The sequence below is a fragment of the Calothrix sp. 336/3 genome, assembly GCF_000734895.2.
Lineage (GTDB): Bacteria > Cyanobacteriota > Cyanobacteriia > Cyanobacteriales > Nostocaceae > 336-3.
The window spans coordinates 3108738-3133244 of sequence record NZ_CP011382.1; the positions used below are offsets into that span (position 1 = coordinate 3108738).

Annotated in this window: 12 protein-coding genes and 1 other RNA gene; 2 read left to right on the forward strand and 11 right to left on the reverse strand. The window is 39.2% G+C overall.

The genetic code is table 11. The annotated features are described in order from the left end of the window. Positions 1 to 127 precede the first annotated feature (127 nt). The 4 genes from IJ00_RS13150 to IJ00_RS29685 form a co-directional block, all read right to left on the reverse strand. Positions 128 to 5977: an ATP-binding sensor histidine kinase gene (locus tag IJ00_RS13150; RefSeq protein WP_035153701.1), complete on the reverse strand. Its 5850-nt coding sequence runs from the start codon at positions 5975 to 5977 to the stop codon at positions 128 to 130. A gap of 326 nt (positions 5978 to 6303) precedes the next feature. Continuing rightward, positions 6304 to 7575: a pitrilysin family protein gene (locus IJ00_RS13155; RefSeq protein ID WP_035153703.1), complete on the reverse strand. Its 1272-nt coding sequence runs from the start codon at positions 7573 to 7575 to the stop codon at positions 6304 to 6306. 136 nt (positions 7576 to 7711) lie between these two features. Continuing rightward, positions 7712 to 8953 (reverse strand): pitrilysin family protein, encoded by a 1242-nt coding sequence (locus IJ00_RS13160; RefSeq protein WP_035153705.1) that lies wholly within the window; start codon positions 8951 to 8953, stop codon positions 7712 to 7714. 227 nt (positions 8954 to 9180) lie between these two features. Next, the gene (locus IJ00_RS29685) at positions 9181 to 9327 is read right to left on the reverse strand and encodes a hypothetical protein (protein ID WP_238178509.1); all 147 of its coding nucleotides are present in this window, start codon (positions 9325 to 9327) and stop codon (positions 9181 to 9183) included. Positions 9328 to 9950: 623 nt separating this feature from the next. On the opposite strand from IJ00_RS29685, the gene IJ00_RS13165 reads away from it, so the two are divergent. After that, a complete protein-coding gene (locus tag IJ00_RS13165; RefSeq protein ID WP_168163474.1) occupies positions 9951 to 11021 on the forward strand; it encodes a GNAT family N-acetyltransferase in 1071 nt (356 codons plus the stop codon). Between the two features lie 82 nt (positions 11022 to 11103). On the opposite strand, the gene ssrS is transcribed toward IJ00_RS13165, so the two are convergent. From ssrS to IJ00_RS13175, 3 genes are all read right to left on the reverse strand, one after another. Beyond that, positions 11104 to 11287, reverse strand: a non-coding RNA gene (gene ssrS, locus IJ00_RS27775) — 6S RNA. Between the two features lie 58 nt (positions 11288 to 11345). Further along, positions 11346 to 12494, reverse strand: coding sequence for a 5-(carboxyamino)imidazole ribonucleotide synthase (locus tag IJ00_RS13170; protein ID WP_035153708.1), 1149 nt, complete (start codon positions 12492 to 12494; stop codon positions 11346 to 11348). Next, a complete protein-coding gene (locus tag IJ00_RS13175; RefSeq protein WP_035153710.1) occupies positions 12491 to 12982 on the reverse strand; it encodes a pentapeptide repeat-containing protein in 492 nt (163 codons plus the stop codon). Before IJ00_RS13175 ends, IJ00_RS13170 begins: the two co-directional genes overlap by 4 nt. A 143-nt stretch (positions 12983 to 13125) precedes the next feature. On the opposite strand from IJ00_RS13175, the gene IJ00_RS13180 reads away from it, so the two are divergent. Beyond that, entirely contained in the window at positions 13126 to 13926 is an 801-nt protein-coding gene (locus IJ00_RS13180) for a hypothetical protein (RefSeq protein WP_035153712.1), read from the forward strand. Positions 13927 to 13981: 55 nt separating this feature from the next. On the opposite strand, the gene IJ00_RS13185 is transcribed toward IJ00_RS13180, so the two are convergent. The 4 genes from IJ00_RS13185 to IJ00_RS13200 all read right to left on the reverse strand — a co-directional run bounded on the left by IJ00_RS13185 (position 13982) and on the right by IJ00_RS13200 (position 24489). Next, entirely contained in the window at positions 13982 to 14683 is a 702-nt protein-coding gene (locus tag IJ00_RS13185; protein ID WP_035153714.1) for a DevA family ABC transporter ATP-binding protein, read from the reverse strand. Between the two features lie 47 nt (positions 14684 to 14730). Further along, positions 14731 to 15939: an ABC transporter permease DevC gene (devC, locus tag IJ00_RS13190; RefSeq protein WP_082127322.1), complete on the reverse strand. Its 1209-nt coding sequence runs from the start codon at positions 15937 to 15939 to the stop codon at positions 14731 to 14733. A gap of 208 nt (positions 15940 to 16147) precedes the next feature. Next, positions 16148 to 17458 (reverse strand): HlyD family efflux transporter periplasmic adaptor subunit, encoded by a 1311-nt coding sequence (locus IJ00_RS13195; RefSeq protein ID WP_035153716.1) that lies wholly within the window; start codon positions 17456 to 17458, stop codon positions 16148 to 16150. 1172 nt (positions 17459 to 18630) lie between these two features. Further along, positions 18631 to 24489 carry an AAA family ATPase gene (locus IJ00_RS13200; protein ID WP_035153718.1) on the reverse strand — a complete coding sequence of 1953 codons (5859 nt, stop codon included), beginning with the start codon at positions 24487 to 24489 and terminating at the stop codon, positions 18631 to 18633. Between the last annotated feature and the right edge of the window lie 18 nt (positions 24490 to 24507).

A 24507-nucleotide genomic window follows, 5' to 3' on the forward strand; every position in this document is an offset into this window, starting at 1 on the left:
GCTTGCCAGTGTACCTCAGTCTTTAAAAAATGCATCACTGAAGTTAGGGGATTTTAGAATTAGGGAATCGGGAATGGTGACTAAAGTCGGAATTATGCTCTGTTCATGGCTTTAAACTTTTATTTTCCTAGGCAAAATCCGACATTGGCAGTTCAATACTAAACTCCGTACCCTCACCAATCATAGAATTACAACTTAATTTACCACCGTGGGTTTCTGTAATAATTTGTTTGGCGATCGCTAATCCTAAACCCGTACCTTTACCCACAGCTTTTGTTGTAAATAAATGGTCAAAGATTTTTTCTTGGACTGATTCACTCATTCCCTTACCGTTATCGGCAATTGATATCTTCACCTGGTTATCTGCAATTGATGTTTTAATGATAATTTGATTGGGATTTGCCTTAATTTCTTCAAAACTTCGCCCCGTATTCGACTCATCTAGAGCATCAATGGCATTTGCCAGAATATTCATAAATACCTGATTTAATTGCCCAGGGAAACATTGAATGTGGGGTAAGTTCCCATACTCTGTAATTACTTCAATTGCAGGGCGTAGTTCATTCGCTTTTAACCGATGTTTGAGAATTAAAATTGTACTATCAATACCTTCATGGATATTAAAAGCCACTTTGTAATCTTTATCAGCACGGGAAAAAGTTCTGAGACTGGTACTAATATTTTTCAACCTGTCACAGGCTATGACCATAGCATCAAACATCTTGGGCAAATCTTCTAAGCTATAATCTAAGTCAATTTCCTCTGCATGCTCGAGGATTTCTTCCCCTGGATTTTCTACACTTTCTTGATAGAGTTGCAAATGTTGAGTAATATCACCAAGAGTGGGTTTTGCTTGTTTGAGAGTTGCAGAAATAAAACCCAAAGGATTATTCATTTCGTGGGCTACCCCTGCCACTAAATTACCTAAAGCCGACATTTTCTCATGTTGAACCATTTGGAGTTGGGTGTCTTGTAACTCCGTGAGTGTTTGTTCCAACTCTTGGGATTTTTTCATTATCAGGGCTTCAGCTGCTTTGCGATCGCTAATATCAATGACAACTCCATCCCATAGAATAGAACCATCAGCTTGTCGCTCTGGTCGAGCTGCCGATTGTACCCATTTGATAATTCCCGAAGGCAAAATAATCCGCCATTCTTCCTTAAATGGTGTCAGAGTTTGGGCAGAGTAGGCAATTGCTTGGGCGATCGCTGGTTCATCCTCAGGATGATGGAGAGCGTAAAGGTTATGCTCCCCGCTCATTACCGTCTCTGGTGCTAACCCATACAAGTCGAAACAGCCAGAACTCAGGTATGGTGTAGAAGTGGAACCGTCAGGGGCGAGACAGAATTGGTAAACCATACCAGGAATATTATTTGCCAAATTTTGGAAGCGGATTTCATTAGCTTGTAATTTGGCTAGAAATTGTGTTTGCTGCTGGGCGAACTTCTGGGAATTTTCATAAAGTCGAGCATTTTCTAAGGAAATTGCTGCCTGAGCGCATAGTAAGTTTAATATATGAATGCGATCGCTTGTAAACACACCGCTAGTTGAGCGATTTTTCAAATAAATAATTCCCGCTAAATGCCCTTGGTTGAGAATCGGCAAACATAGTATACTTTTCGGTTTTTGTTGACTGAGATAGTCATCAATTACAGGTAAATCGGTTTTGAGATCATCAATCTTGACAACTTCTTGAGTCCGCTTAACATACTGAATCAATTTATTTGGTACACAGGGATGATCGTCGAGGGGTTCTGTACAAAGTATGGTGTCTTCCAGGGTAGTGATCGCCCTGACTTGCCAAATATCATCTTGGGGCAAAACTAGTACACACTTCTCACCTCCAGAATTTTTCAGAATGATTTGGGTGAGTTGTTGAAGTAGTTCATCAAGTTGGATATTACTGGAAAGAACTTGAGCAGCTTGGATTACCGACATCATATCCAACACATCACAAAGACTGTTAGAGGTTTGGGTGTAAGAATGAATAGAATCGGTGTGTAGGGTATTTTGGGTTTCTAGAACATGGAAACTGGATTTAGGCTGTTGCAAAATAGACTGGAGCAGTTGGGGATAGTTGGTTTGTAAATCCATAATTTTGGCTTTAGCTCCCCAACGAAAATAACAATAGTAAGCCTCGATCATATATATCTGGGCAATTTTCTCTTTACCCCAATCAAGATAAAATTTGGCAGCGAGTTCATTAGCTAGGGCTTCTTCTTGGATGTAACCGTTTTCTTTTGCTCCAGCGATCGCGCGCTCATAACAATCAATTGCCTCTAATTTCTTGCCTAATATCTGATATCGTACTGCTTCTACCAAATGATATTTGTGTTGATAATTCATTGGTGCAGCTTGAGCATAAAATTGTAGCTTCTCCTGATTCTCCTGAACTCGTAAGAGAAATTGCTCTTGTTGTGAAAAAGCGACTGTGGGAAAAACACTCAAACGAATTAGGGAGTCATAGTAGTAGTAAATTGGAGCAACAGGCATCCCTACTCCTGCTTTCAAATATTTTTCTGCCCAGTCTGCTTTCTGTAGAGCAAAGGAAAAATACCCAAAATAATAATTAAGTATCAACTTGCAGAGGTAAAATAAATAAAGAGCCAGTTCATCATTTTCTTTGATGAGAGCCGATAAAGACTGCTCTTCTTCATCAATATCATAACCAAGACAATTGGGATTTTCTCTTAGGTCTATAAAGTTTTTAATAGAATAACTAATAATATGTGCCCAAGTTAAAAAATGTTTACTTGCAGCGAATCTTGATTGATAAATCTCTACTTCTTCTAACAGGCTTTCTAAATTCTCTGTCCCGCTTAAATAGGTATAGAGTAATCTAAAGGAAGTGGAGACTAGGGTATGAACGGAATCCCCTGTTTCTAATCCCACTCGGTAGGATTCCTTTAATAACGCGATCGCCTGTTGAATACTTTGTTGATTTGACTGATTAAATGCAGCTACTTTAAACTGAACCATGCTCTGGACAGATTTATCAGAAAATTTATCCATCATTCTGAGTGCTAACTGCCCAAATTTATAACCCTCTTCCAACTTATTCAATACAATACTGACAACAATTCCAAAATCTGCATACCCAGGTGCAGACAACGGAGAATTGCCATATTTAAGCGATAACTTGACTTCTTCACAAGCAATGATGGGAAAGAGATAGGGAGCTGCTTGATGGATAGATGGGACAAGGCTAGTTATAATCTGCAAAGCCGCTAAAGCCTTTGTATCCTGCATTAATGGTAGATTTATTAAATCTTCGCTAGTAAGACTCTGGCATTTCTCCAGGGTATTTTCTACCTGCTGCTGAATCTCCAGATGTGTGGCAGATTCCGGAAGAATAACTTCCAGTTTTTGCAGAATTTCTCTCCCAATTTTAATTGCCTGAAGTTGTTGATTTTGTACCTGATAAGCTTGAAGTTTGACCTCATATACTTTTACTTGTTCAAGTACACTACTACTTTGTCGCAACACAACCTGAATCAACGATTCCATGCGCTCAAAATCACAATTAAGTAATGCAACTTCTGCGGCTTCTTCGTATAAACTATGCATCAGAAAAGTATCAGTTTCCCAACCGCTTGCTGTTAAATAATCTATCCCATGATTGAGATAAATCATCGCTGTGCTGTAGGCAGTTGATGCTTTTGCCTTACGTCCTGCTTTCAGGTTTAATTGGGCATAGTGACGACGCTGAGGAATATCAAAAATGAGTGATTTCCCATAATTTAGCTGATTAACAATCTCAAATATTCGCTCACCTTGTTGCACCTCATTAGTATTCTGTAAAAGCAGTTGTCCAATTCTGAGATGAGTTACTTGTTTCTGTTCCTCTGGAATTAGGCAATAGGCTGCTTGTTGAATGCGATCGTGCAGAAATTTATACTTAGCTAATACTGGACTCTTATCATTTATTACAAATAATTCTTCTTTATCTTCTTCCTGATAAAACTTATAAATCTCACTTTCTGGTAAAATCAAATCCAACTGTAAAGCTTTCCACAAATCAGCAGCTACTTCTACCTCAGATAATTGGCAAACAATTGCTAATGTTTGTAAATCAAATTGATTACCAATACAGGCAGCTAACCTTAAAACCTCTTGTGTTGATTCTGGTAATTTCCGTAATTGAAAGACCATAAATTCAACAACATTATCCGTGAGTGCTTGCTGATGAATTTTACATATATCACATTGCCAGCATTTCTCTAGCCAATTAAATTCAATTATTCCATCTTGATGTAATGATTTGAGAAACTGATTGACAAAAAATGGATTTCCTTGAGTTTTTTGGTAAATTAATTGTGATAGAGAAAATGCTAAACCTTCCGCGCATTTTAATGTATCTACCACCAATTGATTTAATTTTAGTTGACTCAGAGGTTTTAAAGTTAGTGTATTGACAATTATCTTTGCTTCTCTAATTTCATCCAAGGTTAAAATCAACGGATGAGTTGGTGATACTTCATTATCTCTATAAGCCCCAATTAATAATAAATATCCTTGCTTGACATCACTAACTAACAACTGTATCAACTTTAAAGAAGCTGAATCTGCCCATTGTAAATCATCTAAAAATATTACTAAGGGATGTTCCTTAGTTGTAAATAGCTTAACAAACCTTTGAAATAAGAGATTGAAGCGATTTTGTGCCGCACTTCCGGATAATTCGGTTACAGGTGCTTGAATCCCAATAATTCTTTCTAATTCCGGAATTACTTCAATAATTACCCGTCCATCATCTCCTAATGCTTGCAGAATTTTTCTTTTCCATCCTTGAATTTTAATGTCACTTTCTGTAAGTAATTGTCCCATTAATTCTCGGAATGCTTGTACAAATGCAGAAAAGGGAATGTTGCGATTAAATTGGTCAAATTTACCTTTAAGAAAATAGCCTCTTTGCCTGACAATCGGTTTATGTATTTCGTTGACAACCGCAGTTTTGCCGATGCCAGAAAAACCAGCTACTAACATAATTTCGCTGTTTCCTAGTGATACTCTCTCAAATGCTGCCAGTAGTTCTTGAACTTCATTTTCTCTGCCATATAATTTTTCTGGAATGGCAAATCTGTCACAAATATCTCTTTTCCCAATTTCAAAGTCCGCAATGTTTCCTTTTGCCTGAATTTGAGATAAGCATTCCTCTAAATCGTACTTTAATCCGACAGCACTTTGATATCTATCTTCGGCATTTTTTGCCATAAGCTTCTGAATAATACTGTCTAATACTGGAGGAATTTCTGTTCGATTTCCTAATGTCGGGGGTATTTTTGCTATATGACAATGTACCAACTCCATTGCTTCTTTGGATGGAAATGGTAATTCTCCTGTGAGTAGTTCGTAGCAAGTAACACCTAGAGAATAAAAGTCTGTGCGGTAATCAATTGCCCGATTCATTCTTCCTGTTTGTTCAGGAGAAATATAAGCAAGTGTTCCTTCTAAGACATTAGCACTGATGAATGCTTGACTTTCCCGTGGTAATAGGGATGCAATGCTAAAGTCGATTAATTTTACTTGTTTAGTTTTAGGGTTAATTAAAATATTACTGGGTTTAATATCTTTATGAATAATTCTTTGACGGTAGAGAATTTCTAGTACGTCACACAAAGAAATGAGGATTTGCAAAAATTCTTGTAATAAATTGATATTTTGTGTTGCTAATGAGTTTAAGTAATCCTTAATAGTTATCCCTCCAAAGTCTTCCATGACTAACATATAGCCATTGTGATAGGGTTCTAGGCTATAGCTTTGGATGATTCCGGGATGCTGAATATTTTTGGCTATGGTATATTGATTGCGAAATTTTACCAGTTCAGACAAACTAGGGTAAGGGTTTTTCAACAGTTTGATTACCACTGGTAATGAGTCAGTTTCTCGAATACAGCGATACACTTGGGTTCTGGAACCATCGTATATTTGCTCACTAACTTGATATCCGGGAATACTGACTAGAGTGGTAACCATAGTTCATTACTTTATACTTTCGCATCTAGTATTCCCAGATAGGTAAGTAAATTTATATCAATAACATAGATGTTTACATTGGTATGTTGCTCGCAAAATCTTTAACCTCACCAAGAACAAAGCTACAATCGGGTATTGACTACCATAGATGAGCTGATTTGTTTAGCCATAACTGATGTTATAGCCCTGTGTAGTTATTAACAAAATTTCTGGGTTTGATTCTCTGCTTATATAAGCAGTATGTTACTTTGACTGTACTCAGTCACCCCATTACAAAACATAATTACTCTGGGAAAGCTGCGTTGAAAGAGCAGTTGCGAATAGTTTTAACTCTTACCCCTGACATTGACTGCGCTGCAAATAGCTTCCTCTCTCCCCACAAGAGAAATATAAGGTTGCTGAAGATACTGGGTTGCTGCGGCGATCGCGTCTTTGACTGTGACATCAGAGATTTGCTTTTGAAATTCCTGATCGAAGTTAATTCCTAATCCTAGGGTTTCATACCAACCATATAGTTGAGCAATTTGCCCATTTGTCTGTTTTCCTAGGGAATATTGCCCCAGAATTTTATTTTTTGCTGCTTGTAGTGCGTCTACTTCTAGGGTACTTTGCCAAAGTAAATCGACTTCGGTATGTAAACCTTCCAGGGCAATTTTTGTATTCTCTGGTGCTGTTCCCATATAGACAACAAAACTAGCGGGGAAAAGTTTTGTGGGATAAAAAGCCGAAACTTCGTAAGCTAAACCTCGTTTTTCTCGCAACTCGACAAACAAACGACTAGAAAGTCCATTTCCGAGATAGGTTGCTAATAATTTCAACGCAGCATAATCAGCAGAAAATACTCCAGGAGCAAAATAACCTAACATCACAATGGATTGTTGTGTTTGTTGAGCTGTCAGTACTTGCCGTGGTTCTACGGTAATTTGATTAAAATTTAATACTTCTAATTCAGGAGAATTATTTTGCCAATCTCCAAAAATGCTGTTAACTAAGGTTTCTGCTTCCTCGGAGGTGATGCGACCCGCAATACTAATAACAACATTATCTGGACGAAAGTGGGTGTGATGGAAGTTAACTAAATCATCACGGGTAAGTTTACTAACTGTATTTTCATATCCCAAGGCAGACATGGCATAGGGATGGTCTTGGTACATTGTATGACGCAGTTGGTCAAAGGCAACAGTGAAGGGATGTTCTTTTTGGGAGCGAATATCTTGCAGGGTGATACGTCGTTCGAGTTCGATTTGAGTTTCTGGAAAAGTTGGCGATCGCAAGATTTTTGCTGCTAATTCTAAAATCTCGGCAAAGTCACTAGTCACAGTCTTAACTGAGAGCAAAAAATAATCAGAGGATGCATCAACACCTAAACTTGCTCCCACAGACTCTACCTGTTCGGCAATTTCCATGCTAGAAAGTCCATAACATCCCTTTGTCAACACCGATGACAGTAAATGGGTTAAACCAGCTTGCTCACGCTTTTCGTAACTACTTCCAGAGCGTAAAAAAATCTTGGCTGCAACGATATCTGCTGTGGGGTTCTCCGTTACTAGCAGGACAATACCATTATTTAATACAGTGCGATCGATGTTGGGTGTCATAGGATTGTGATGATTTATTCGTGGTTAGTCATTGGTGATACTCAGCTGCATTTCAAGGTAGGTAATGATGATTGAGTAAAGATGAATAAATTTGTCTATTTATTGACTTACCTTTTGATGATTCACTGATAAATATTTAAGATTTCATCACGGTTACAGCATAATTATCTGGTAGAAGATACTTCTGAGCTAATTTTTGCAGTTGTTGAGTATCAAAAGATAGAATTTTGTCTGTATATTTCATTGCTAAATCGGCGTGGGCAATGGTGCTGTAATATCCATAAAGTCCAGCGAGTTGATTGGGAGTTTCCGTAGAAAAAGCAAACTCATTGCACAATAATCTTTGAGCACGATTTAATTCCGCTTCTGTAATTCCCTGAGTCTGCAAGCTATCTAAATGGAAACGGATTGCAGATTCCACACTTTCAATATCCTCTGGTTCCAACCAAGCAGAGATGGTAAATAAGCTGGATTCTTTTTGTAGGGAAATATTACTACAAATTCCCTGAACTAATTGTCTTTCTTCTCGTAAATCTCGCATGAGACGGGAGGTTCTTCCCTCTGCGAGTAACACCGATAGTAAATCTAAACCGTAGGCATCATCTAATTTTTCCACGCCGGGGGCAGTCCATGCCATCATGATCCTGGATTGTTCCAGTTGTGGTAATGATAACTCTTGGCGGCGAATCTCGGTGATTTGGGGTTGGGGAATGGTTTCCCGTAGTGGACATGAAACCCCAGGTGCGCGAAAATCACTAAAGGCTTGGTTAACTAATTCCGCAGCTTGTTCTTGAGCAATTCCCCCAACCAACACTACCGTCATATTTTCCGGTTGGTAGTGATTTTGGTGAAAACAACGCATTGCTTCTGGTGACTGCTGCATTAAGTCATGAACTGAACCTAGTACCGATCGCCCATAGGGATGGTATTCATAGACGTTATTAATCAGAGATTGAAATCCTAACCAATCAGGATCGTCCTCTGCTTGGCGAATTTCCTCTAAGACGACATCCCGTTCGCGGATAAACTCATCATCGGGTATAGCTGCATTCAAGAGCAAGTCTGCTAGGTGTGGTAGGGTTTCGCTGACAAAAGGTGTGGCGGTTGTCAGGGAATAATGGGCATAATCATAACTGGTTGCAGCATTACTCATTCCCCCTCGACTTTCAATCTGATAGTCAAAAGCTCCCGGTGCTAGGTTCGCTGTACCTTTAAATATCATATGTTCGAGAAAATGAGCCATCCCAAACCAGGGTTTTGGCTCTGCGTTGCTACCAGCACCTACCCAAATGTCCGCTACCACCACAGGGGTTGCAGGAATTTCTTGATGAATAAGAGTTAAACCGTTGCTGAATGTTAAAACCGCAGCTGGAAACACAGTTATGATTTTGTTTTGATAAGAATTTTTCTGATTGTACGCACAAGTGGGCACAATTTTGAAATGTTAGCTTGAATTTCTTCCCTCGTTAGAATCAATTTATACAAAATGCCAATTTCCCGGTATCAAGATGAGTAATGAGTAATAAGTAATGAGTAGTGATCTATCTTTTATCACTTTCGGGAGAGAATAATCTGAAAAGTTTACAGCTTTACTGAGTAATAAAATTACATCAATTTTTCTTGGTGCAAGATGTGTGTCAAGAAAAAAGCTTTGGCTTTTGGTTTGGAACTTACCCCCATTTCTGACTCAACGTAATGTGTTTCTTGAGAGTTAACCGTAACTTCTCCTGCTTGAATCAGGTGTTGTGCCAAAGTATGAGAAGTACAGAGTTTTTTTCTACGAGTAAAGTATCGAGTCTTTGTTTTGCCAATTTCTTGCCGTCACTTGCTTTTGTATATATTTTAGATCGCATATATTTCGATCAATAAATATATCTGGCTCTTCCGTAGGTGTTATGCCAAACTTGAAACTCTAATTCGAGATTTACCTTTAATAGCAAGGCTTTTGGGAACTTTTAAGCTTTATTTTGTTCCAAAGGCTTAAAATCCGATTTTAAAAGCTATCTTTCTTGTCCAGTAATGAATTTGAGCTATTTTATAAGCATTTTTAGCATAACAAGTAATGAAGAACCATATCTCTTAATTGTTCCCCAGTTGTTGGCAAGTTTTTTGGAAGTGGTTTTTCGATACCTGCGATCGCAAATGCCTTATTTTTTCTACTTATTGTCTAATTACGTACGAATTTCTTTATCAAAAATTTATTTATACATCTATTTTTGCAAAGATATCTTGAAAATGCTAGCTATTGTGAGAAATAGTATCATTATCATTTTAAATGATTGTAGTAAAAGCTACATTACTCAGGTACTACGGCGATGCTTCTCGATCGAAATTTATTTGCAAAAGAACAAAAACAAATCAAACTACAAATCAAAGTGGCTCGAAATTTCGCAGAACTCGAACCCCACGCAGATAGTTGGAATCGGTTGGCTTTTGGAAGTCTCCAACAATTGCCGATGTCTTCCCATGCATGGGTATCGTCCTATTTCGAGCATTATTTGGCACAAAATGAGTCCTGGGTATGTTTGTTGGCTTTTCAAGATTCGGAATTGGTGGGTGTGATGCCATCAGTCGCCAAAACCTGGAATTTGTTGGGGTTGAAGGTATCCGTTTTGGGTTTGCGACAATCGTCACAAAGTTGTTCGGTTGACATACTGGCAAAACCGGGTTTAGAAAATATCGTCATTCCAGCTTTGGTAGAAAAAATGGTGGAATTGTATCCGCGTCAAATTGGGATAGTGTTCGATCGATTGCCGGAAAATTCTCCCACGATCGCAGTTTTTGAGGAGTTAGCAAATTTTACTTTGATAAAAGAATTTGACAGTGTGGGTGCTTATATCCCTATTGGTAATGATTTTGCGAAATATCGATCGAATTTGAGTGGAAATTTTAGAAGCAATCTCAATAAAGCTAATAAGAAATTACATGCTTTGGAAAATGCGAACATCAATTTTATTAATGGTAAAGAAGCAACCGCAGAATATCTTACCCAACTGGTAGAAGTGGAAGCCAAAAGTTGGAAAGAAGATGTCGGAACTGCGATAATCAATTGCCCACAAGCGCTCGCATTTTATCGAAGTCTGTGCCAGCGACTTTCGAGTGCGGGATTTTTGGAATGGCAAATATTGACAGCAGAAGGAAAGGCGATCGCGGTGAATTTGGCGGTTCGTCTCGAGCGATTAGTTTTAATTTGGAAGTTGGGTTACGATGCGAGCTACTCGAAATGTTCTCCGGGAAGTCTTTTGCTCGAAGAAGCGGTGAAATTGGCTTGTGAATCTCCCGATATCGATGAAATTAATTTTATGACCGACCATTCCTGGTATGACAATTGGAAAATGGAAAAGCGCCAATATTATTATTTGAGGTTATACAGCCATAAATCTCCATTTTCAATGTTGGGATATATGATTTGGAATCTACGTCGAAAGTTGCGAAAAATATTTTAACTTTGGTATTTCAATCCTACCCGCATCTTAAAAAATAAAAGCTCTCCAATGATTTCCACGGAAGAGCTTTTACTGTAATTTTAATTTGACCGCAACGCCGTTTTACCTAAGTTTTTGACCTGGATAAACCAGGGGGGATCCGTTTTTTTTCGCTTAAAGTTTCCGAGTACAAGCTCGGTTTACTGCCGCGAAAATTCCTTGGTTCCCTTATTCTTAAAGACATAGATCAAAAAACTTGATGGCAGTCACCAACGTTGCAGTACAACTTGAATCTATTATAACTTGCAAAAATGATGTTGTGTATGTCCAATTGCAAAATATTTCTTAACTGGAATGGGGGTACCAGATAGACTCAATTTTGCGGGCGATCGCCAATGCGGTTTCCCGGTTTGGCTCATCTAATAAAACCGTGACATGACCTAGCTTGCGTCCTGGGCGGGATGTTTTTTTCTCGTACCAATGGACGTAGGCTTGGGGAATTTGGGCAATTTGCTGACGCTGATGGCTATAGTCACTCTCAGAGGTTTCATAGCCCAGCAAGTTTACCATGACAGCCCCGGGAAAAGTCAAGCCCGGATTGCCCAAAGATAGACCAGAAACTGCTCGCAGTTGTTGCTCGAATTGGGAAGTGTGGCATCCATCCAGGGAAAAATGTCCAGAATTGTGGGTGCGGGGAGCGATTTCATTGACTAATACTTTCCCTTCTGCGGTGAGGAATAACTCAATTCCCAAAACCCCGACGAATTCTAGTTTATCTAATAGAATCCCGGCAATTTCTGTAATTTCTCTAGCAATTTCTGGAGTCACGTCTGCTGGAGCAATGACACGCCGACAAACTTGCTCTTGCTGTTGAGTTTCGACTACGGGATAGGTGATGATTTCCCCATTGACAGAACGGGCTGCTATGATAGCTAATTCCCTCACAAAGGGCACATATTCTTCGACTAAAAATAATGATTTTTGGTCTTGATTTTTCCGCCTACTTGTGTTTGCAAAATCCTGCCATTGTGCCTGATGAGAAATAATATAGGTGCCTTGTCCATCGTAACCATGGCGACGGGCTTTTATAACAATGGGAAAAGTGAGATTTTCTGTTGTGGTGATTGCTTCTAACGGTTGAAAAGACGGTACTGGCAACCCTAATTTTTGTAAATAACAGCGTTGGTGGTATTTATCTAACAGTGGTGCTAAAGCTGCTAGGGGGGGACGGAAACACACACCGGATGTTTCTAGGGCGGATAACCCTGGTAAATCGACAAATTCGTTCTCGAAAGTAATGATATCGCACAGACTAGCTAATTTATCTGTGGCAGATGCATCATCTACTGCGGCAAACACAGTATCCTGGGCAATGGCAACAGCTGGATCCCCAGGATTAGGGGTTTGGATGACTAATTCTAACCCCAATTTTGTGGCGGCACTACCCATCATTCCAGCTAATTGTCCGCCACCGATAACACCAATACGCTTCATTTGCAACCTAAAGACTCACGAGTATCCGCACCAGTTTTTGAGTTTATCCCCTTGGCGATCGCGCATAATTCTTTGATTTGCGCTCCATCCAAAATTGCATCTGTAAAGTCTGCACCCTCGATATTTACGCCTGTAAATATGGCTCGCAGTAACAGAGTTTCTCGCAAAATGGCATCACTTAAATCCGCACCTGTTAAGTTTACCTGATCTACTAGGGCATTGCTCAAGTCCGCACCATGTAATTTTGCCTGTGTCATCACCGATGCACTCATTACCGCACCTCGCAAGTCAGTACCTGCAAAGTTTACGAGTTCCATATTAGCGTTAGAAAATTCTGATGCTTGTAAACTTTCTCCCGAAAAATCCCGACGACTCAGCTCCGCATTACTGAAGGAGAGGGGGTGAGTCCAGTCAGCTAATGCTGGTGGATTCCAACTCAGGAAAAAGACTGCCAAAACTAAGACTAATGTCTGTCGCCACAATACCATATTTGTGTTCTCAGTGATATGCTTTTTTCGGCTGGATGGTGAATTGTCTCAAGACAAACACAAAAAATTGACCATGTTGTAAACAAGCATACTCTTTTTGGGAATCCTAGAAAGGAGAAGTCCTGTTTTTCTATTGGTTAACCATGTCAACTTCTATATTTTTTGCCCAAACTGCGTCATCCAAGGCAAAAAAAACTGTGCAGCAGATTTCTGTTGCAGAAACGCAATTTCAGCAAATGCCACCATTTCTTGTGGCAACCTGTGGTGGACTTGCCTTTGTCGTAGTTGTTTTAATTATTTATGGCAAGGTGCAGATGGACAAGTTACAAAAAAAACTCAAGTTTGAAAAATTTCGAGCCAAAGAATTAGAGAAAAAATTTAAACTTGCCCTAGAAACGATTCACAAAATGGAGAGGAACCCCGATTTAATTAACTCGCGGGAATTCAACCTCGACTATTTGCGGATGCGGATGTCGGAGGAAGTATTTCACTTTGCGATCGTCAATCAAATTAAAATTAGAATTAAGGATAAAATTTCTCAAGCATTGCGTCCTACCCAAGTCAATCAAGGTGTTGTTGGGGTTGCGGGGACTGGGAGACAAGTGGATGAAATTTTTGATGTGGAATATGAAACGGGGGCACCACCAAATATTAGTAAAAGGGTTTTATTCCGGATTCAAATTCGTTTAATGAAACTGCCAACCCAAGCAACATCGGCGACAATTAGTCAAATTATTGATTGTGTGGAAACCTATCTCAGTCCCATGGATGAAGAGGATAATTGGCAACCCACAATTCAAGGACGTGTAGCATATATGCATTGGGATCAAAAAGCTAAACCTACACCTTTATTAGTCTTAGAACAGTCTAATGAGGGAGTAAATGTGACTTTTCGTACCAGTCGCCAGGGGAATGCTACGCCAAGTAAAAATTTATTCAAGTAATTAGGGAATAAAGAACGATTATTACTGTTTCAGGGTGTTCAATTCTCAAATCAGGTTATTGTAATTTAGTTTGAGATTGACGGGCAAGGATACCATCTTCCATTTCTAAAATGCGGTCGGCAATATCTAAAATACGATTGTCGTGAGTTACTAATAAAATAGAAGTACCTTGGTCTTTAGCTAAACGCTGCATAATTTCTACCACATCTCGTCCAGATTGTTTATCTAGTGCTGCGGTAGGTTCATCGGCTAAAACTAGGGGTGGAGTGTTGACTAAAGCTCTGGCGATCGCGACTCTTTGTTTTTGTCCTCCAGACATACTATCGGGAAAATAATTAACTCTTGTTCCTAAACCTACAGAGCGCAGAATTGCCTCTGATTTGCGAATTGCTTCTCTCTGAGAAATATTTTTATTTAACTCTACTGCCATTTGCACATTTTGTCTGGCACTGAGAAATTCTAAGAGGTTATGTGCTTGAAAAATATAACCAATTTTGCGCCGACAATTAACTAATTTAGTTTGACTGGCACGATATAATTCATCACCTAAAAATCGTAAACTACCTTCTTGTACTGACCTTAATCCCCCAATTAAACTTAATAAAGTAGTTTTTCCTGAACCAGAGGGACCTGTCATAATTACAATTTCCCCTGGATAAATATCCATATTAATATCGAACAAAATTTGTTTTTTCAGAGCGCCTTTACCATAATAGTGATTCAGATTATGAATGGAGATAACTGGTTGTGGTTGCATATTGCTGAAATAATTATGATTGGGTAGTTGTCGGGAAAAATAGGAATTTAGAAAATATCTGCGGGGTCTGCATAACGTAATTTCTTCACGGCGATCGCCCCGGAAATGAAACACATAATAATTGTCAATATTAAGACTTGGAAGCTTCTTAATGCACTCATATATATAGGTAATAGTGTCGCTTCTCTGGCAGTTTTATAGAGCAGCATAGAAACAAAAAATCCAGGAATATATCCTAATAAAGCGAGAATAAAAGCTTCTTGCAGTATCACGATTAACAAATATTTTTGTGTATATCCGATAGCTTTTAAGGTCGCATATTCCACTAAATGGTCTGCAACTTCTGTATATAAAATTTGATAAACAATCACGGTTCCAACAATAAAACCCATAATTGTTCCCAGGGTGAAAATGAAACCAATGGCAGTACTAGTTGCCCAAAAAGTCCTTTCCTTGTTGATATACTGTTCCTTGGTTAAAACTAAAATATCAGAGGTGAAATACTTTCTCAGTTCCTCTGCAACTTCATCCGCATTATATCCAGGTTTCAATTTAATTAAACCTAGGTCAATTAATCCCTGCTGTCGAATCGGAAATAAGCGTAAAAAATTAATATCGCTAGTAATTAAATTTCCATCTGCACCGAAAGATGTACCTAAATTAAACAGTCCACCTACTGTTACAAGTCTTCTTCTGACTTCCGCAGTGACTATTTTACCTGACTCAAAATCTTTGACAATGGGACCATATTCTGTACGAGAAGACCTATCAAATAAGACAACATCTGATAATTTGATTTTATCGATATTTTCCTTTAATCCAGGTAAATCTAAAATGTCATTTTCAGGATTAATCCCAATAACTAATAGGTTACGCGGAATTCCGGTGACTGGATTTTTCCAACTTGTATAATCAATATAAACTGGAGAAACAGAAGCAACAGATTTTAAATCCATGGCTCGATATAAGCGCCTTTGAGAAATTGGTTTCATGGAAAGTAAGGCGCTAGATTGAGGATTAATTAAAACAATATCTCCTTTTAAACTAGTATGAAATCTGACGTTACTAAAATAGAGAGAATCTTGGAATCCTAATTGCATAAACATAAGGATATCCGCAAAGGCAATACCAGCCAAGGCAACAGCAAGGCGGGTTTTCTCACGTTTTAGTTGTAGCCAAGCTAGGGGGATTTTATCATTGAGATTGAAAATATCTGGCAGGATTTGTCGCAGTTGAGAAAATAGTCGCTTCAGCATATGATGTGATAATAGTTAACCAAGGTCAGCCGTGAAATAGAAAGAATGAAATTTATTGATCCAAATATATCTATCTTTTGTTGGAAAAATCATTAAAAGCATCTAACTCTGATAATTACTTATCAAGAATATCAAGCGTAACTACACAAATAGATAAGCAAAAAAATAGGAATAAATTCTCAACACAATTTACCCCAATGCCAAACTATTACAGATTAATTGCTACTACGACCTTGGCATAGGTTAGTCCAGAAACCTTTTCACTATCCCCAGGAGAAAGGGCAATTTTCACCTCAACAACTCTGGCATCAACATCTGCTGCGGGGTCATTATTTAAGACATCTTTTTTCCCAATTTTTCTGCCAATTTCTGCCACAGTACCCTGTAATGTCCCATTAAAAGCATTATTTTCACTGGAAATATTAGCAGTTTGACCGAGGCGAATTTTACTAATAGAATCTTCAGGGACTTCTGCCACAACTATCATTTGATCAGTGCGTCCAATTTCGGCGATACCATTAGCAGTCATTATTTCTCCTGCTTTGGTATAAATTTTGAGAATTTCCCCATTAATTGGTGACATCACATAACTTAAACGTAGTTGTGCTTCTGCTTTTCGCATCAGAGCGATCGCGTTATTTACCTGTGCTTGTGCTATCTGGACATTGCTAGGATTAACTTGCTCAATCTTGCTTAATCTGGTGCGTTCTTCTTCAATTTGCTGTTGCAAGGTGGCAATTGTTTTATCTCTATTAACCCTTGCTTCGACAATTTGCTGCTGCAACGTAGCAATAGTTTGTTGTCGATTAGCTTTACTTTCAGCTAATTGCTCCGAGCTACTAGTTGCACTCAAACGTCTTCTATCCCGTTCCTGTTGAGAAATTGCTCCTGCTTTGTAGAGATAATCATAACGTTGTGCATCCACTTCAGCATTCCGTTGCTCTGCACCAACTCGTCGAACTGTAGCTTTTAATACTTCTCTCTGCCCTTGTAATTGTGCCTCTAAACGATTAATTGTTGCTTGTTGTGCTTCCCTTTCTCCCCGAAGTTGAGCTTGTAGACGAGAAATCACCGAACCTTGAGCTTGAATATCCTTAGGTGAACCAGTTCGGATACTGACGAAATTAGCACGAGATTCTTGTAACTTTGCCCTAGCTTCTTCCACCGCAGCTTTGTTGCCAGCAAAACTATCTAAAATGGCAATAACTTGACCTTTTCTGACTTTTTCTCCTTCCCTAACAAGTAACTGCTCAACTCTTCCTGCTGCTCCTGTGGGTGCTGATAACTTGACAACTTCACCACGGGGTTCGATACGTCCCAAAGCGTTAATAGTAGTGACTGATGGTTGGTTACTAACTGGTGTATCCACTTTGCGTAGTTGCTCTATTTTGGCAACAGAGAGAACTCCCGTAGCGATTACCAGGGGAATGGCGATCGCAATCCCCAACCATCGGCGATCGCTTTCAACTGGTTTTTTTCTTGACTCTTGGGAATTTGACTCCTCTCTCACCCTTGACATAATTCTTTACCTAATTAGTCCGATTTGTGCTGATCTCAATAAAATCGATGAGTTTCAAGTTATGAAGTGATTTGCCTCTAGCTCATCCCTAATTAAAATCTCAAATTGGTATACGGAAGTGGTAGATTTACCACCCATTACTTTTTCCTAAAAATTAGCCCTGGAACATCAATTATTAACAATTTATCAATGAATTGTGTTGTCACAAAATACAAAATCTCATCTTTCTAGGTTTTTGTAGTTAATGGCTCAGAACGATAAAATTTAAAGATACTGATACATCCGAGAAATAGGTGTTTAAATGATACTTATTTCTCTGTACATGATAAAATTACCCAATTGATATATTGGTTAAAATACTCAATAAATAATCATTCATCCTATATAATATAGATACCTAGGGGGATGAAATTTTACCCTGACTGCCATCTTTATCCAGAATTGATGAGAGATTTTAATTAACTTGATGCCTCCTCGAATTCATGGCTAAAATCTCAAATAATTCATGATGTAGCAAGGTGCAGTTAACAGAGGACGGAGGTGAAAATGTGTAATTGTAAGCATTTGAAGTGCATTTGCTCTCATTGATAAATCCTATCAAATATAGTGGCGAATGTATCTGATAGTCACAATTACTGATAACACCAATAATCTCACACCTATTTTATCTAATTGAATCAAGAAAGTGTAGAGAAACAACCAGAATGACTACAGGTATATTTTCCTATAACTTTGCTGGCTATCTTTACCCAAAATTAATAATAGGTAGTGACAACTTGAGAATAGATAACTACGAGATAAACCTTTGCTTGACGCTTATTAACGATGTTTGCTGAAATCAGACTCCATTTTGCTGCCTACCCATGAATTTTACATTGAGAAGTTTTTGTAAAAGGTAACAGACTCTACAGATAAGAATAGATTTATCAATTGTGATTTTTTATAGTTAAATATCGTCTATTTTGATAACTTTTCCATCAAGACTCGGAGATTACTTCTTTATATAGCAATCACGTATGTGAATCGCTGAAAAACTCCGAATTATATGATGGAATTGCTTTATTTTGAGATGCTGACTGAAAAAATCCTATGGCTGGGAATAATCTGGATATTATCATCATGTTTGACTATATAATAGGCGATCGCCATAGGACTATTCATCGAACTGTTCTTTAGATTGACTGGGAAATAGGAATACTAATGATAAATACTGTTCCTTCTCCTAATACTGAGTCACATTGCAACTTTCCACCATGGGTTTCTTCAATAATTTGTTTGGCGATCGCCAATCCTAAACCGGTACCTTTACCTACAGCTTTTGTCGTAAATAAATGGTCAAATATTTTTTCTTTGATGGATTCACTCATTCCCTTACCATTATCAGCAATTGAGATTTGTACCTGATTATCGACAATTGATGTTTTAATGATAATTTTATTAGGATTTACCTTAATCTCCTCAAAACTCCGTCCCGTATTCGACTCATCCAGAGCATCAATGGCATTTGCTAAAATATTCATAAATACCTGATTTAATTGCCCAGGGAAACAGTCTATTTTGGGTAAACTACCATATTCGCTCACCACTTCAATAGCAGGACGTTGTTCATTAGCTTTCAAGCGATGCTTAAGAATTAAAATTGTGCTATCAATACCTTCATGGAGATTAAAGGGAACTTTATAATCTTTATCAGCACGGGAGAAAGTTCTTAAGCTGGTGCTAATATTTTTTAATCTGTCACAGGCTATCACCATAGCATCAAGCATTTTGGGAAAATCTTCTAGGGTATACTCCAAGTCAATTTCTGCGGCATGTTCCAGAATTTCGGTATCTGGATTTTCGACACTTCCTTGATAGAGTTTCAAATGCTCAGTAATGTCAGCAAGAGTTGGTTTTGCTTGTTTAAGAGTTGCTGAAATAAAGCCAAGGGGATTATTCATTTCATGAGCTACCCCCGCTACTAAATTACCCAGGGCAGACATTTTCTCGTTTTGAACTATTTGTAATTGTGCTTGTTGCAGTTCCTGCAAAGCTTGCTCAAGTTCCTGTGATTTTTGTTGAACAGAAAGTTCTGCTTTTTGACGTTCTCTTTGCTCTCTTTGCTGTTGACTGATATCTCGTAATATCGTCAATCCATGTAATTTACCTTTATAGATAAAGGGTACTGCTTTGACTTCAAAATCAAAAAAACTACCATCCTTGCGTTTCGCGATTCCTTGAGCATAAAAGTGTTTACCTAATTTAATAGTTTCCAAAAAATTACTGAACACATGGACAGAATCAGAATGCAAGAAATCCCCTGGTGTCAGATATTGCCATTCCTCTTGGGTATAACCATGCATTTGGTAAATCATGGGATTATTGGCAACTATCTTGCCTGTCTCTAAATCACAAATTGATAATCCATCATTGACACATTCAAAGATGCTACGATACTCTGATTCTTTTTCCGCGATTTCTCGAATTTTTTCTTGCTGCTGAGTATACAATTGACAATTATCTAAAGAAATTCCAGCTTGGGAAGAAAGTAAATTAATTACTTGCATCCGTTCTTTGGTAAAGACTCCAGAAGCGATTTGATTTTCCAGATATAAAATACCCACTAAATGCCCTTGATTCATAATTGGGGTGCATAGGACACTCTTAGGTTGATGCTCTAATATATATTCCCCAATCAATCCTGGAATATCTGTTTGGCAGTCATCTATGATAATTATTTCTTGGGTATTTCTGACATAATTGATAATTTTTCTGGGAATATCTGGGCAAGTATCTACTGACTGTGAATCGATAGTAGTTTGGATACGGGCTTGGGAATTGAGAAAAGTTATAGCTCGGACTTGCCAAGTATGATTGTGAGGCAAGATTAATACAGATTTTTTTGCCCCGGAATTTTCCAAGATAATTTGAGTCAGATTAGTAATTAATTCCTCTAGTTGGATACTACTAGAAATAGCTTGAGCGGCTTTGAGGATAGAGCTAAAATCCAGGGTATGGGAAATACTAGTACTGCCAGTGGTAGAAGTGCGAGTAGATGAAGAAGTGCGAGGGAAGGCAATGGTGGCGATAGTTTCCCAGGGGTTGAGCGTAATTTGTTGGTGGTGGAGGATAGGTTGGATAAGTTGGGGATAGCGTTCTTCTAAGTCATCGGTTTTAGCTTTTGCTCCCCAGCGAGCGTAACAGTAATAGGCTTCTTGCATATAGCCCAGAGCAGCTTTTTCCTGACTCCAACCGAGGTAAAATTTAGCTGTCAGTTCGTTTGCTAAGGCTTCATCTTGAAGGTAGCCGTTTTCTTTAGCTCCTTGGATAGCACGCCCATAGTGAGTAATTGCCTTGGTTGTTTCACCTAAACAACGATATTTCTCTGCTGCCACTAAGTCTGCATAATGGGCATAATTCATCGGTGCATGGCTAGCCCAATGCTGGATAGTAGTGTAATGACTGTCAACCCGTTCCAGAATAGCAGCTTGTTCCTCCGGGTTTGTATTATCATACACCGCCAACTGTGCCAGGGTTGTAAACCAATACAAGGGTGCTAAACCTGTCTGTACCCCAGCTGCGGCAACATATTGAAATGCGGCTTCTGACATTGCGATCGCCTGTTTGTAGCGACCAAATCGGTAACTCAGTATTAATTTATGCAGATAACCACAGAATAAAGCACTCATTTCCCCAGTTCTTTGATGGCGGGCAAAACCCTCTGCTTCGTTAAAAGCGCTCCCCGTTAGGGTGCAGACATCCTCTACCTCTTCTCCCATCAAATTTAAGGTAGCTTGATGCAGGGCTTGATTATATGACAGTTGCATAGACTGTTTCATTGCTGCGATCGCGGCACTTTTTTGCTGGAGGAAGTTTTCTACTTCCGATAATTCTGTTCCCATGAAATACAAAATCCAGCCTTCAGTAAAATAACCCCAACTGGTGAAGTCGTATTCCCCTGACTCAACACCGTATTCTGTTCCCTGACGTAACAAGGGTAGGGCTTCCCGCAGGTGAACTTTCCAATGGCGGGCAAAAATACCACTGCCGATTAAAACTTGTGCCGCAGCAGTTTTACTAAAGAACCTTTGGGATAATTCCAAGGCAATATTACTCAAGCGAAAGGCGGCATCAAAGTCATTAAAAATGCTATACAGCAGGATGACATAGTAAGAATAACCGATTGCTGATAGGGAATTGTGACCGTGTTTGAGACTAAGTTGAACCTGGGTGAGAGTTCCCATTAGGGATAAAAGTGGATTCACGCTCATACAGGCAGCTCCGATTTTAATCAAAATCCCCATAGCAGCCTCAATTTGCGGGTTATCCATGGGTGGTATATCTAGTAGATTCTCCATCCCAACCTCCCCTAACTGCATGACAGTTGCCTGTAGTATTTCCTGGAAGTCCTCCTGGGTAGGCGCTGCGGGGATATCTACACCCAATAATTTCAGGGATTCCAAACCAATGGCGATCGCCTCTGTAGGCTGTTGCTGGGCTAAACAAGCGAGAATTTTGCTTTCTTGGATGGGAATGCTATCTAGAATAGTTTGACAGTGGGGAAGGGTAATAGCTGCCCATGCTTCCATTCCGGTAAAGTCCCCACTCAAATAGGCAGTTTCCACGACGATGGTATGTAGAGCCAAGGTGAGGGAATATTGGGTTTGCCAAGCATCATCGGGTAAATAGCCAATACCCACACGCCCATTGTTCAAGGCAGTTCCGTAGGCTGTACTCTGTCGAGCTTTGCGAGCAGCCATTAAATTTAACTCTGCCAGAAATACACCCTCAGCAACCGAGAGATTTTCGTTATCTCCTTGATTGAGTTGGTTAACAATATGGAAAATCTGACTTTCCCGTTCCGATTCCGGCGTATTTTGCCACAGTAATTGTCCGATTGTCCGGTGGACGATTTGCTTCTGTTCCTCAGCAATTAAAGCATAGGAAGCTTGCTGTACGCGATCGTGGAGGAATTTATAGGGTACAGTCAAATTCTCCTGATTTTTTACCTGTTGCTCACTGTGGAAAAACTTATAATTCTCATTGATTGGCAGAATCAAACCCCCTTGAATTGCCGACCATAACGCCTCAGCAGCTTGATGCTCCGTCTGTTCGCAAATTATCGCCAAGGTTTTCAAGTCAAACTGAGAGCCAATACAAGCGGCACGTTGCAGGGCAATTTGGGTTGATGCTGGTAACTTTTGTAACTGTTGCACCATAAAGGCAACAACATCATCCGTCAGTGCTAGCGATCGCACTTGCACAATGTCGCATTCCCAGATTCCCGCCTCCCGATTAAAGGTAATATAGCCATCTTGATGCAATCCCAGGAGAAACTGGGTGGTAAAAAATGGATTTCCCTGGGTTTTCTGGGCAATTAATTCTGTCAAAGGTGCAGCCACTACCCCATCACAACCCAAGGTATCTGCCACCAAGCGATTAATCTGGGATAGTTCTAGGGGTTTAAGGGTAATAGTATTAACCGTGTGACCTGCTTTTACCACTTCCTCCACGGTTTGCACAAAGGGATGAATCGGCGACACCTCATTATCCCGGTAAGCCCCCAAAATCAATAAATTTCCCCCATCTTCCATTAATAATTGCAACAGCTTTAGGGAGGCATTATCTGCCCATTGCAGGTCATCTAGAAACAGTACTAAGGGATGTTCGGGACGGGTAAAAACTCCCAAAAATTGCTGAAACAAACGGTTAAATCGTTGCTGAACTGCCATCCCTGAAAGAGCTTCCACCCCAGGTTGCACCCCAATTAAACGTTGCAGCTCCGGAATCACCTCAATTAAGACTTGTCCTTCTGTACCAATTGCTTCTAAAATTTGCGATCGCCATACCCCTAACTGGGCATCAGATTCACTCAGTAATTGCCCCAGTAAATTCCTAAATGCTTGTACAAATGCTGACAGGGGAACATTGCGATTAAATTGGTCAAATTTACCTTTAATAAAGTAACCCCGTTTCCTGACAATGGGTTTATGAACTTCATTGACAACCGCAGTTTTCCCAATCCCAGAAAACCCAGCTATCAACACCATTTCCGTGACACCATTGCTGACACCTTTCTCCTTCACAGAAGCTACGCGAACAAATGCTTCTAGCAGGGTTTCTACTTCGGTTTCCCTGCCATAAAGTTTATCGGGAATCAGGAAGCGATCGCACAAATCCCTTTGAGCAATTGGAAAACTTTCAATTCTGCCATTTTCCTGGAGTTGAACTAGGCATTTTTCCAAATCATATTTTAAACCCAAGGCACTCTGATAACGATCTTCTGCATTTTTTGCCATCAATTTTTGAATCATCCCATCCAAAACTTGAGGAATCTTCTGACTGGGAATGGAAGGAGGTTTTTTGGCAATGTGGCAATGTACCAATTCCATCGCATCGTCACAGATAAAGGGTAATTCCCCCGTGAGTAACTCATAAAAGGTGACACCCAAGGAATATAAATCACTGCGGTAATCTATCCCCCGATTCATTCTTCCTGTCTGTTCCGGAGCAATATAGGCAAGTGTACCTTCTAAAACATTGAGACTTTTAATTTCTTGAGTTTCTCTGGGAAGTAAAGATGCAATACTAAAGTCGATTAATTTAATTTCTTTGGTTTTGGGATTAATTAAAATATTACTGGGTTTGATATCTTTATGAATAATGCGATGCCTATAAAGAACATCCAGGGTTTCACATAGAGAAATGGCTATTTGGAAAAATTCTTCTAAAGATGGAGCATGGTGATTTTTGGTGAAATAATCTTTGAGGGAAATTCCTCCAAAGTCTTCCATCACTAACCCATAACTATTTTGACAGGATTCTAAACTGTAAGTTTGGACAATTCTGGGATGGAGAAGACTTTTGCCAATGGTATACTGATGACGAAATTGCAGGAGTTCGTTGAAACTGGGATAAGAATTTTTGAGCAGTTTTATCACCACTGGTAATGAATCAGCTTCTCGAATACAACGGTAAACTTGGGTTCTGGAACCATCGTAGAGTTGCTCACCAACTTTATATCCGGAGATACTGACTTGAGTGGTAATCATACTGTGTTCATCCTTAAA